Genomic DNA, 13,082 nt, shown 5'->3' with positions numbered 1-13,082 from the left:
AAAATCTGATATAACGATTATACCACCAAACAAATAGATAAAAAAACTCCGCATAATCGAACCAAAAAATCAAAACAAAAAGGGCTGAAGACTACTGTCCCCAACCCTTAAAATAATCAATTATTAGTTATTCTTCTTTTGTTTGTCAAACTTCTTACGTTCGTTTGTGTTCAAGATCTTCTTACGTAATCTAACACTCTTAGGTGTTACTTCACAAAGTTCGTCTTCGTTTAGGAATTCGATTGATTGTTCAAGTGACATATCCTTAGGTGTCTTGATTGCAGCAGCGTGGTCTTTACCAGCAGCACGAGTATTTGTAAGGTTCTTACCCTTTGTAACAGTAACAGCGATATCTTGATCACGGCTACTTTCACCAACGATCATACCTTCGTAAACATCAACACCGGCACCGATGAACAATGTACCACGATCTTCAACTGATTGTAGTGAATAAGTAGTTGATGGACCTTGGTTAATTGAAACCAAAGCACCAGTTCTTCTACCTGGGTTCCAGTTCTTAACAACTGGTTTGTATTCTGAGAATGTGTGGTTCAAAATACCGTAACCACCAGTCATTGACAAGAACTCTGTTGAGTAACCAATCAAACCACGTGAAGGTGCAGAGAAAATAAGTTTTGTTTGACCATTTCCTGTACTTTCCATGTTTTCCATGTCACCTTTTCTTTGAGCCATTGAATCGATAACTGAACCAACGTATTCGTCAGGAGTATCAATTGTAACCTCTTCGAAAGGTTCACACTTTTGGTTATCAATAGTCTTGTAAATAACTTCTGGACGTGATAGTTGCAATTCGAAACCTTCACGACGCATTTCTTCAACAAGGATTGACAAGTGAAGTTCACCACGACCTGAAACCATCCAAGCACCAGCTTGATCAGTATCTTCAACCTTCAATGAAACATCAGTGTGCAATTGTTTCTTCAAACGGTCTTCGATCTTTCTAGCAGTAACTTCTGTACCTTCACGGCCAGCAAATGGTGAATTATTTTGTAAGAACATCATCTTCAATGTTGGTTCATCAATACGTAGCAATGGAAGTGCTTCTTGATGGTCAACTGGTGTAACAGTTTCACCAACGAAAATATCTTCCATACCAGAAACAGCAATTAAGTCTCCAGCTTTAGCTTCATTGATTTCAACACGCTTCAAGCCCATGAAACCAAATAACTTGGTTACACGGAAGTTCTTTGTAGAACCGTCAAGTTTCATAACAGTAACATTGTCACCAACCTTGATCTTTCCACGGAAGACACGTCCAATACCGATACGACCAACGTAATCGTTATAGTCTAGTAGAGCAACTTGGAATTGTAATGGTTCATCTGAGTTGTCGATTGGTGCAGGGATTGTCTTCAAAATTGTGTCAAACAATGGATCCATTGTGTGTTCTTGTTTAGCAGGATCATCTGAATAACTTGATGTACCGTTGATAGCTGAAGCGTAAATAACAGGGAAATCAAGTTGTGAATCATCAGCACCTAATTCGATAAACAATTCAAGTACTTCGTCAACAACTTCTGCAGGACGAGCACCTGGTCTATCAATTTTGTTAATAACAACGATTGGTGTTAAGTGTTGTTCCAAAGCTTTCTTCAAAACAAAACGTGTTTGAGGCATTGTACCTTCATATGCATCAACAACTAGCAATACACCATCGACCATCTTCATGATACGTTCAACTTCACCACCGAAGTCCGCGTGTCCTGGTGTATCCAAGATATTGATCTTCTTACCCTTGTAATCAACAGCTGTATTCTTTGAAAGGATTGTGATACCACGTTCTCTTTCAATAGCATTTGAATCAAGCGCACGGTCTTGGATTTCGTAGTGCTTTCCTAGTGTGTCTGATTGTTTTAGCATTTCGTTAACTAATGTAGTTTTACCGTGGTCAACGTGAGCGATGATCGCAATGTTTCTAATATCTTCTCTTCTCTTAGTCAAATTAGTTCTTCCTTCCATAAATACGTGTTTAGATTACTTGCAATAAAAAAACTGTGAATGACTGTCACAGTTCACTAACGCGCTTTAAGTGTCTTTAGTGCTTCAGAAGCAACCTTCTGAGTACCAACTATTACGACTTGTGATTCTAACATATTTATTGGGGAATCGTCAATACTTACGACACTCATCCCCGCTGCTTCACACAGAACGCGTCCAGCGGCTAAATCCCAAGGAGCTAAGTATGACATATACATGACTTCTTTTCCAGTTAAAAGATGTCCGAAAATAATTCCGGCACTACCATAAACTCTTAGCCCACTGCTCTTTTTAACGACTTCTTGAACATCAAATTTATTCGCCAAAGCCATTGGAGCTGATATGTCAACTAGCCCTTCTATCAAAGGTAAATCCTTTGGGGAATCAATCGGTGTTTGATTGATAAATAACCCAATTTCCTTACCACCATGATAAATTTCATTATCCATAACGTCTATGATAGCACCAATTAATGGTTCACCGTCAATGTAAGCGCCAATCATTGAAGCGAAATCGCCACCGCGCTTCACAAAATTCATCGTACCATCAATAGGATCGACAAAGAAAACCAAGCCTGACATATCCTTAACCAAATCGCCATAACCTTCTTCACTGACGATTGTAGCCTCTGGATAAGCTTTTTTAATTTCTGAATTAACGAATTGCTCAGTCTTTTTATCAAAATTAGTTACTAGATCATTACGATTTTTTTTCGTACCGACGGACATTTTTTTAATAGAATCTTCTCGTAAATTGGCTCCGACCTTAGTTAACAATTCTACTAAAAATGCATCGATCTTTTTACTATCTACGTTCATTTCGAATCCTGACTTTCTCACTGTTTTTAGCTTTTTGACATTGTTTGAAGACTTGATAAATTGAATAGCCCGACTCTCTTTCAAATTCTTTGTCGAGACGTTTTTGCTCCATCTTCATGGGCACTACTTGTTGGAACGAGCGGTATTTTTGCAAAAATTCATCCCGCTTGACACCTGACTCATAGGCCTTTTCGACGGCATTATATAAATCTATTACGGTCACGATATCTTCTTGACTCCAAGTCTCATCAAGCGGATAGCTGTAATTATCTTGCATTGAAATAACCCCTTTCATTTATTCTACTATACAAAAAAAGCGATGCAATTGCATCGCTTTTAGTCAAATCATTTTATTTAGTTTACAAAATATCCTATTTTGGTTTCTAAACGCAAGACTGATTTAAATGTGTGTTGGATAACCAATCAAAATATCGGCAGCTTCTTGAATTGGTTCACCTAGAGTTGGATGTGGGTGAATTGTGAGAGCAATATCTTCAGCATTTAGCTGACAATTAATTGCAACACTCAATTCAGAGATCAAATCACTAGCACCAGGTCCGACAATTTGACCACCAAGAAGTGTTCCAGTATCTTTTTGGGCAATCAATTTCACGAATCCTTCAGCAGCATCCAAGGAGACTGCACGGGCGTTGCCGGCAAATGGGAATTTAGCAACTTTGACATCGATACCTTTATCTTTGGCATCTTTTTCAGTCAAACCAACACTAGCTAATTCTGGGTCAGTGAAACAAACAGCTGGAACGCCAATGTAGTCATTAGCTGTATTCTTACCAGAAATAGCACCTGCGGCAGTTTTAGCTTCAAAGAAAGCCTTATGAGCTAAAGCTGGTCCAGGAGTGATATCACCAATAGCATAAATGTGATCAACTGAAGTCTTGCCTTGTTCATCAACTTCAACAAGCCCTCTGTCAGTTGTCTTAACATTAGTCATTTCAAGTCCAAAGTTATCAGTATTTGGACGACGTCCGACGGTTACCATGCAATAGTCAGCACTGATCGTAGTTGGAGTGCCGTCCACTTCATAAGTAACATCAACGTGATCGCCCTTATTTTCACTCTTTTTAGCCATAGCGTTAGTAATAATCGTAACGCCTTTTTTCTCGAGGTTCTTCTTAACGATAGAAACCATGTCTTTTTCGAAGTTAGGAATGATATTTGGAGAACCTTCAAGAATAGTTACATGAGCACCAAGGTCAGCATAAGCACCGGCAAGCTCTGTTCCGACATAACCACCACCGATAATGATGAACTCTTTAGGAACTTCTTTCAAATTCAAGCCACCAGTTGAATCGATTACGCGATCATCGAATTTGAATCCTCTGATTTCAATAGGACGACTACCAGTTGCCAAAATCAAATTCTTGAACTTGATAGTTTGACCGCCACCGTTGTCCATGAATTGTCTAGGACCACTTGGCATAACACGTAATTGTGTATCGCTATCCAAATATGCTTCACCATTAATCAACTCAACGTGATGCTTCTTGAGTAGCATTTGAACACCATTAGTCATCCGAGCAACAACTTTTTCATCTTTCCATGCTTGTGTCTTAGTAAAATCAATCGTAGCGTCACTAGTTGTAATACCGTAGGTTGATGAATCCTTAGCTTGTTGAAGTCTGTGGCCAGCTGTGATCAAAGCCTTTGAAGGCACACAGCCAACATTCAAACAAACACCACCGACGGTATCCGATTTTTCAATAACTGTTACATCTTGTCCTAATTCTGAAGCTCTGATTGCTGCAACATAACCACCAGGGCCTGATCCAATAATAACGGTATCTTTTTCTATTACATTTTCTGCCATTTTAAATTAGCCCTCCATCAATAACATGTCTGGATCGTGCAACAACTTCTTCAATAAGTTCAAAGCGTTTTGAGCTAAAGCACCATCGATCAATCTGTGATCATAACTTAATGATAACTTCAACATCTTACCTACTTGAATGTTGCCGTCCTCATCTACATAAGGTTCATTAGCAATCTTACCAACACCAAGAATTGCTACTTCAGGATAATTGATAACTGGAGTAAACCAGCCACCACCGATTGAACCAACATTACTGATAGTGATTGAACCACCAGACATTTTGTCCATACTCAACTTGTTGTCATAAGCAGCTTGTGAGTTTTCAGTGATTTCTTTGGCAATTTCAAACATACCTTTAGAATCAACGTTCTTAACATTTGGAACATAAAGTCCATGTTCTGTGTTTGTAGCAATTCCGATATTGTAATAGTGCTTATAGACGATTTCTTCTGTTGAATCATCGATTGAAGCATTCAATTCTGGATATGCTTTCAAAACAGCTACTAGAGCTTTAGCAATATATGGTAGGAATGTCAAATGAATGCCTTTATCAGCAGCAATAGCTTTGTACTTCTTACGGTTGGCCATCAGAGCGCTTACCTCAACGTCATCAAAACTAGTTACGTGAGGAGCTGTGTGTTTACTATTGAGCATTGCCTTAGCAATAGCTTTTCTAGTCATAGACATCTTTTCACGAGTTTCTAATTCTGGAGTTGCTGACTTGTAAGGAGTAATTGGTTGGGCTGGTGCGCTTGAAGCTGCAGCAGGACTCGTAGCGGCAGTTGTCGAAGTTTGGGCAGCTGCTTGTGGATTGCCACTCTTAAAGGCGTCAACATCAGCCTTAGTAATTTGACCATGTTTACCACTTGGAGTTACTTGGCTCAAATCAACACCTTCGTCACGTGCATATTGACGAACTGATGGCATTGCCAAATATTTAGCGTTGGCTGATCCGGTTGCGGGTCCAGCTTCTTCTTTAGCTGCAGCGGGTTTAGCTTCTTCCTTAGTCTCAGTCTTCTTTTCAGTTTCATCATCGCCATCGTCTGGTGAACCATCATCGATAACAATCAAAGTATCGCCGACTTCAACTGTTTCTCCTTCTTTAGCTACAATTTGTTTGACAGTTCCGGCAACTGGAGATGGTAGTTCTTCAACTGATTTATCATTTTGAATTTCTACCAAGGAGTCATCTTCTTTTACGGTGTCTCCTTCTTTAACTAGCCAGCTAGCAATTTCACCTTCGGCCATCCCTTCGCCAAGTTCTGGTAATTTAAATTTGTAAGCCATAGTTGTTTTCCCTTCCTTCGATTAATTAGTAGTTGAGAATCTCATTTACTTTTTCTTCAATTTCTTTGGCACGTGGGATCCAAATGTCTTCACCTAACGCAAATGGATAAACACTGTTTGGTGCTGCAACTCTACCAACTGGTGCATCGAGAGAAAGAATAGCGCCTTCAGCAATAGCTGATGCAACTTGTGCGCCAACTCCGGCCATCTTTTGAGCTTCTTGAACGATTACAACTTTATGAGTCTTTTCAATTGACTTGAAAATTGTTTCTGTATCGATTGGTGACACAGTTCTAAGGTCGATAACTTCAACTGAGATATTCTTTTCTGCTAGGCTATCAGCAACTTTAAGGGCTTCATTGACTTCAGCACCGTAAGCTACGATAGTAATATCATTTCCTTCACGGACAACGTTTGCTTTATCCAAAGGAACTGTGTATTTGCCATCAGGAATATCGTCTTTCATTGAACGATACAATTTCAAGTTTTCCATAAATAATACTGGGTCATTATTTTCAACTGATGAAATCAACAGGCCTTTAGCATCATATGGATTACTTGGCATTACAACACGAAGTCCAGGAACACCCGTAAAGAAATTTTCTAGGTTATCAGCATGCATTTCAGCTGTATGTGTACCACCACCATATGGTGTACGGATCGTTACAGGAGCATTCTTCAAACCATCAAATCTAAAACGCATTCTAGCCAATTGACCAGCAATTTGGTCAACAGCTTCAAAAGAGAAGCCCATGAACTGAATTTCAGGGATTGGGCGCCAACCAGTCAAACCAAGACCAGTTGCAAGTCCCATGATTCCTGATTCAGCAAGTGGAGTATCGAAGACTCTATCTTCACCGTATTTTTCTTGAAGTCCTTGAGTAGTTCTAAAAACACCACCATTTTTACCAACATCTTCACCGAAGATCAATGTTTTTGGATCGTCTTCCAGAACAATGTCTAAGGCATCTGTAACTGCTTGAATATAAGTTTTCTTAGCCATTTTTACTTCGACTCCTTTGCTTCAAATTTATCAATCTCTTGTTTCATTTCTGGAGTTGGAATTTCAAAAGTACGTTTCAACATATCGGAAACTTTATCGGCAGGAACATTATCTGCTTCTTTAATTGCATCTTTAAATGATGCTTTGTATTCATCAACTAATTTATCTTCTTCGTCTTCTGACCAAAGTCCCTTATCTGTAAGAACTTTTCTGAGACGAATCAATGGATCTTTTTCAAACCAAGGTTGTTCTTGTTCCTTAGTTCTGTAACGTTTAGGATCATCACCCGCACTTGAGTGAGCACCAAAACGATAAGTTAAGGTTTCAATTAAGACTGGACCATTGCCAGCAACCATGTAGTCACGAGCTGCTTTAGCAACCGCATAACAAGCTAAGATATCCATACCATCAACTTGAACACTAGGAATACCAGCGGCAACAGCCTTTTGAGCTAATGTTGGAGCAGCTGTTTGTTTGGCACGAGGTGTCGAAATAGCAAAGCCATTATTTTGAACGATGAACAAAACAGGAGCTTGATAAGCACCAGCAAAGTTCATTCCTTCATAACTATCACCTTGTGAAGTACCACCATCACCAGTATATGTGAAGGCAATCGTATCTTCTTCTTTGTTCTTCTTGATACCAAGTCCAACACCAGCGGCTTCAACATAAGCAGCACCGATGATAATTTGTGGCATCATTGAGCGAGCTTTAAATTTATTACCTAAAACGTGACCTCTTGACCAAAGATAAGCTTCCGTTACAGTAGCTCCGTGTTGAATCAATTGAGGAACATCACGATAAGCAGGTAGAAGATAATCTTGTTTCTTCATTGCGAGAACAGTTCCCATCTCAGAAGCTTCCTCACCTTCAGTTGGAGCATAGAATCCCATGCGTCCTTGACGTGAAAAGTTCATTGTCTGTTCATGCAAAGCACGTTCCCAGACCATTTTCTTCATGAATTCAACTAAATCCTCATCTGAAAAACTATCAAAAACCTCTTGATCCGTAATTTCAGCATTTTCGTTCAATACTTGAATGGGTTTTGAAACATTTGATAAATTATTTTTTATTGCTTCAAAATCAACAATTGGTTTATTTGCCATTCTCCACAGTCCTTTCATAAAAAACTCATCCCTTGTGAATATTTGTAAGGGCTTTCATATAATTTTAGTCTAACATTGATCTGCTAAAAAACAAGTAGTTTCAACGTTCTTGGCACAAAAAAAATTCAAAAATATTTTTCATAAGTTTGTGAAAATTGTAACTATTTATCCAAATTTATTTCATTTTCAGAGCTTCCATGCTCTAGTTCAGCGACCATTGAATCGAGAGAAACAGTCGCCATATTCTTTACGGCCTTAGTTGTATAAAAGGCGATGTGTGGTGTTAAAATAATGCGATTACTCTTAATTACTCGTTCTAATAATTTATCGTTAAATTCTTGATCACTTAAATCAGTATTAAACACACCAACTTCTTTTTCATAAACATCCAAAACTGCACCGTAGAGCTTTCCATTTGCTACTGCATCATAGAGATCTTGTGTGTTGATCAAATCGCCACGAGCTGAATTGACCACGATAGCATCGCTTTTCATTTCAGCAATCGTATCCTTATTAATAACGGTATGTCCCTTACCAAGACTAGGGATATGTAGAGTTACAACATCAGATTCTTTCAAAAGCGTATCTAAGTCATCGACATATAATCCTTGTTTTTCAATTTCTGGATTGTGAAATTTGTCATATGCGATAACTTTTGCACCAAATCCTTGATAAATTTTTATCGCAGCTCGACCAATTCTTCCGGTACCTGCAACCCCGACTGTCAATTGATTTAATTCACGACCGATATCCGGTGCCCATCTGAAATCGTGTTGGTCCACTTTTCTAATCATATGTTTAAAATTACGTAATAATGCCATCAAGCCAGCAACTGAATATTCAGCGATTGCTTCTGGTGAATAACTTGGAACATTAGTCAAGCGAATATTATTTTTCTTCAAAGCTGCAAATGGAATATTATCTACCCCAACATTACGCAACGATAAAACATGAATCCCAAATTCATTCATCGTATCAAAAATTTTTTCATCGTATGGTAACTGCTGATAAGCAACAATTCCATCGTATCCTTGAGCCATTTTGACTGTTTCTGGCGTTAACAAATCAGTCACGATTTTTACTTCAATATTGTTGGTCTTAGACCATTCTTGAATATATTTCTTTTCATCTTCCCTGACGCCAAAATCAATTAGCTTCATTAACAAAACCTCCAGCCATCTTTTTTATTTACGCACCAATATGAAATCGGTAACATATACATTAACTATTTTATCATTATGATGTTTGATATAACAAAGATATGGCATAATAAAAAATTGCTTGAAATGATTACGCTTTCTTGCTTGCTTTTTCAAAAAAATTTTCATTTGCTTCTATTTTTTAAGAAAAATAATCTATAATAGATATACTAAGGTAATTTTGTACAATTTAACATTTGGAGGAAACTATGTATTTTATGAAAGATATCGTCCGTGATGGCGATCCCGTTTTAAGAAAAGTTGCAGAAAAGGTTCAATTTCCACTAAGTGATGAAGATAAAGCTTTAGCGGACAACATGATGGAATATCTCGTTAAGAGTCAAGATGAAGAATACGCTGAAAAACATCAACTAAGAGCCGGTGTTGGTTTGGCCGCACCTCAAGTTGGCGTTTCAAAAATGATGGCTTCTGTTTTAGTTCCTAATGATGAAGATCCTGACAAGCCACTTCTCAAAATGACTTTGATCAATCCTGTTATCATCAGAAACTCAGTTCAAAGAGCCGCTTTGTCTGAAGGTGAAGGTTGCTTATCAGTTGATAAAGATGTCCCTGGATTTGTTCCTCGCGCTGACCGTATCACTATTAAATATGATGACTTCGATGGTAACTCACAAACACTTCGTGTCAGAGACTACCCTGCCATTGTTTGCCAACACGAAATCGATCACTTAAATGGTCACCTATATTACGACAAGATCAGTAAGACTGCTCCATTTGAATTAGATCCAAGTACTGTAGTCATTTCGTAATAGTAGTTAAGTATACTTAGATAACTTATTATGGTAGAATTGTGCTATCTATTGAATAGTGCACAAATGGACTGGAAAAGAATTACCGAATGAGACTGACTTGTTTCATTCAATTTGATTAAAGGAGAATTATATATTGATTTATAAAGTTTTGTATCAAACAAGTGAACTAGATAACCCCCGTCGTGAATTTACACATTCACTCTATATGGACGCTGCTTCAAGTATCGAAGTACGTCAAGCAGTAGAGGACAATACTGACTATGACATCGAATTTATTCAGGAGCTCGATGAAAAACATCTCGAATATGAGAAAAAGAGCCCTGACTTTAAATTAACGGAGTTTTAGTTAATGTCCTTTAAAGTTAAAAATAATGAAGTTGCCGTTTTTGCCATCGGGGGCCTTGGCGAAATCGGTAAAAATATGTACGGAGTTCAATATCAAGACGAATTGATCGTAATTGATGCCGGAATTAAGTTTCCAGAAGACGAACTCCTCGGAATTGACTATGTCATTTCTGATTACAGCTACTTAGTAGAAAATAAGGATAAGATCAAGGGTCTATTTATCACTCACGGTCACGAAGATCACATCGGTGGTATCCCTTATCTCCTTCAACAACTTCCTAACATCCCTATTTATGCCGGTCCATTAGCTTGTGCATTAATTAAAGGTAAATTGGAAGAACATGGTCTATTAAGAACGACCGAAATGCACGTCTTGCACGAAGACGATGTTATTAAATTCCCAAAGACTAGTGTCTCATTCTTTAGAACGACTCACTCAATTCCTGATACCTTAGGTATCGCTGTTCATACCCCTCAGGGAATTATCGTTGAAACTGGTGACTTTAAGTTTGATTTAACACCGGTTGCTGGATTGCCATCACCTAACTTACAAAAGATGGCTGCACTCGGTGCTAAAGGTGTTTTGTGCTTACTATCTGATAGTACTAATGCCGAAATACCTACTTTCTCTAAGTCAGAACGTTCTGTCGGTTTAACGATTCACCAAATCTTTGAAACGATTCAAGGACGAATCATCTTTGCTACCTTTGCTTCTAACATCTATCGTATTTCGCAAGCGGTCGATGCGGCGATGCAACAAGGTAGAAAGATTGCAGTCTTCGGACGAAGCATGGAACAAGCAATTGAAAATGGTCGAGAATTAGGATACTTAAATATTCCTGACAACATGTTGATTGATCCACATGCTTTGAACCAAACTCCGGCTTCAGAGACTTTGATCCTATGTACTGGATCACAAGGTGAACCATTAGCTGCTTTAAGTAGAATTGCCAATGGTACTCACAGACAAATCACTATTCAACCAGGCGATACGGTTATCTTCTCAAGTAACCCTATTCCTGGTAACACAATCAGTGTTAACCACTTGATCAACCAACTTTCAGAAGCTGGTGCTGAAGTTATTCATGGTAAAGTCAACAACATCCATGCTTCCGGTCACGGTGGTCAAGAAGAACAAGAGTTAATGCTTCGTTTAATGAAACCTAAGTTCTTCATGCCAATTCACGGTGAGTACAGAATGTTGAAGATTCACACTGAATTAGCTGAGTTGTGTGACGTACCTCAAGATCACTCCTTCCTTTTGGAAAATGGTGATGTCTTAGCTTTAACTAAAGATACTGCTCGTGTAGCTGGACACTTCCCTGCTGGTGACGTTTATGTCGACGGTAAAGGTGTTGGTGATATCGGAAACGTAGTTATCCACGACCGTCAAGTTCTTTCCGAAGAAGGAATGGTTGTCGTTGTTGCTACGATCGATTATCAAAAGCACATCGTTTTAGCTGGTCCTGATATTCTTTCACGTGGTTTTGTTTACATGCGTGAATCAGGTGAATTGATCAACCAAGCACAAAAACGTGTCTTCCACTTGATCAAGAATGCATTTGACGATGAAGATGAAAAAGTTACTGAAGCAACATTAAAACGTATCATCATTGAAGGATTGCAAGAATTTTTGTACAAACGTACAGCTAGAAATCCTGTTATCTTACCAATGTTAATTGGAACTTCAATCTAAAGTAGATCATTTGATCTACTTTTTTTATTTAAGGGTATTCAAATGAGTAAAACTACAAAAATTGAAATAATTTTAAATCACCATGCTGGCAATGGATTAGCAATCTCCGCTTGTCATAAGGTAATAAATTTTCTAGATAAAAATAAAATCACTTACGAGATCCACAAAACTTTAAAAGATGGCGATGGCGTTCGGATTGCTAAACAGTTAGCCAATCATCCAACTAATAGTAAAATCATCGTTATCGGTGGCGATGGAACGTTAAATCAAGCCGTCAATGGTGTCAAAGAATCTAATTACCCCAATACTGCCTTAGGATATATTCCTGGTGGTTCTGGTAATGATTTTTGCCGTGGCATAAAATTAAAGATCAAGGATCCCGTAATTTTATTACAAGCCATTCTTTCAATGAAGCAACCTCAAATAATCGATGTTGGTAAAGCATATAATAATGATTTTTCCCATTATTTTATTAACAATATCGGTATTGGTTTCGATGCTCGTACGGTTTATTACACAAATAATTCTGAACGAAAAGATTTCCTCAACAAATTACATTTGGGGACTCTTTCTTATTTCACTAATCTATTAAAGGTTATCAAAAAGCAACCAGCTTTTGGATTAGACGTTGATTATGAAGACAAGAAAAAACATTTTGACTCAGCCTATATCGTGGTTGCTACAAACCATCCTTATTTTGGTGGTGGTTTTGCGATTGATCCAACCGCTACTCCTTTTAACCATCACTTGAATCTGGTTGTCGTAAAAAAGATCACTGGGATGACATTCATCAAATTGTTCAGCAAATTGTTGACCAATGGTTCTCATCTACAAGATAAAAACGTTTGGCATATTGAAGACAAACATTTTTCACTTCATAACCAAACTGATCAATATGGTCAGATGGATGGTGAAGAATTAAATCAGCATGAATTCAATTTCAATTTTGAGATCAGTCAACATCCCTTTTGGTTACCAGTTAAATAATCTTTAAACAAAAACCTCGCTAGAATGCATTGTTTCATT

The 13,082-nt window shown here is 38.1% G+C and carries 12 protein-coding genes; 4 read left to right on the top strand and 8 right to left on the bottom strand.

The genetic code is table 11. The features are described from left to right. Positions 1 to 123 precede the first annotated feature (123 nt). The 8 genes from typA to G6534_RS04035 all read right to left on the bottom strand — a co-directional run bounded on the left by typA (position 124) and on the right by G6534_RS04035 (position 9,203). Entirely contained in the window at positions 124 to 1,962 is a 1,839-nt protein-coding gene (gene typA / locus G6534_RS04070; protein ID WP_235586337.1) for a translational GTPase TypA, read from the bottom strand. Between the two features lie 74 nt (positions 1,963 to 2,036). Beyond that, positions 2,037 to 2,816: an inositol monophosphatase family protein gene (locus tag G6534_RS04065; protein ID WP_059074183.1), complete on the bottom strand. Its 780-nt coding sequence runs from the start codon at positions 2,814 to 2,816 to the stop codon at positions 2,037 to 2,039. Then, the gene (locus G6534_RS04060) at positions 2,803 to 3,093 is read right to left on the bottom strand and encodes a UPF0223 family protein (RefSeq protein WP_182083161.1); all 291 of its coding nucleotides are present in this window, start codon (positions 3,091 to 3,093) and stop codon (positions 2,803 to 2,805) included. The genes G6534_RS04065 and G6534_RS04060 overlap by 14 nt, the downstream gene beginning before the upstream one ends. A 123-nt stretch (positions 3,094 to 3,216) precedes the next feature. Further along, the gene (lpdA, locus tag G6534_RS04055; protein WP_059074182.1) at positions 3,217 to 4,644 is read right to left on the bottom strand and encodes a dihydrolipoyl dehydrogenase; all 1,428 of its coding nucleotides are present in this window, start codon (positions 4,642 to 4,644) and stop codon (positions 3,217 to 3,219) included. Between the two features lie 6 nt (positions 4,645 to 4,650). Continuing rightward, a complete protein-coding gene (locus G6534_RS04050; RefSeq protein WP_059074181.1) occupies positions 4,651 to 5,934 on the bottom strand; it encodes a 2-oxo acid dehydrogenase subunit E2 in 1,284 nt (427 codons plus the stop codon). 25 nt (positions 5,935 to 5,959) lie between these two features. Then, positions 5,960 to 6,937: an alpha-ketoacid dehydrogenase subunit beta gene (locus G6534_RS04045; RefSeq protein ID WP_059074180.1), complete on the bottom strand. Its 978-nt coding sequence runs from the start codon at positions 6,935 to 6,937 to the stop codon at positions 5,960 to 5,962. Between the two features lie 2 nt (positions 6,938 to 6,939). Next, a complete protein-coding gene (gene pdhA, locus G6534_RS04040) occupies positions 6,940 to 8,043 on the bottom strand; it encodes a pyruvate dehydrogenase (acetyl-transferring) E1 component subunit alpha (RefSeq protein WP_059074199.1) in 1,104 nt (367 codons plus the stop codon). 161 nt (positions 8,044 to 8,204) lie between these two features. Further along, positions 8,205 to 9,203 carry a D-2-hydroxyacid dehydrogenase gene (locus tag G6534_RS04035; RefSeq protein ID WP_059074179.1) on the bottom strand — a complete coding sequence of 333 codons (999 nt, stop codon included), beginning with the start codon at positions 9,201 to 9,203 and terminating at the stop codon, positions 8,205 to 8,207. Between the two features lie 248 nt (positions 9,204 to 9,451). Here G6534_RS04035 and def point away from each other — a divergent pair, with 248 nt between their 5' ends. The 4 genes from def (at position 9,452) to G6534_RS04015 (ending at position 13,043) form a co-directional block, all read left to right on the top strand. Beyond that, positions 9,452 to 10,012 carry a peptide deformylase gene (gene def, locus G6534_RS04030; RefSeq protein WP_059074178.1) on the top strand — a complete coding sequence of 187 codons (561 nt, stop codon included), beginning with the start codon at positions 9,452 to 9,454 and terminating at the stop codon, positions 10,010 to 10,012. A gap of 136 nt (positions 10,013 to 10,148) precedes the next feature. Then, on the top strand, positions 10,149 to 10,361 hold the full coding sequence (locus tag G6534_RS04025) for a DNA-directed RNA polymerase subunit epsilon (RefSeq protein ID WP_010020092.1): 213 nt from the start codon (positions 10,149 to 10,151) through the stop codon (positions 10,359 to 10,361). Between the two features lie 3 nt (positions 10,362 to 10,364). Beyond that, complete coding sequence (rnjA, locus tag G6534_RS04020) at positions 10,365 to 12,056, top strand: ribonuclease J1 (protein ID WP_059074177.1); 1,692 nt, start codon at positions 10,365 to 10,367, stop codon at positions 12,054 to 12,056. Positions 12,057 to 12,098: 42 nt separating this feature from the next. Next, positions 12,099 to 13,043, top strand: a complete 945-nt coding sequence (locus G6534_RS04015; protein WP_059074176.1) for a diacylglycerol/lipid kinase family protein — start codon at positions 12,099 to 12,101, stop codon at positions 13,041 to 13,043. Positions 13,044 to 13,082: the final 39 nt, after the last annotated feature.

Source organism: Companilactobacillus pabuli (assembly GCF_014058425.1).
GTDB lineage: Bacteria > Bacillota > Bacilli > Lactobacillales > Lactobacillaceae > Companilactobacillus > Companilactobacillus pabuli.
The sequence above is the reverse complement of the archived record's forward strand: the minus strand, read 5'-3'. Positions and strand labels throughout refer to the sequence as shown.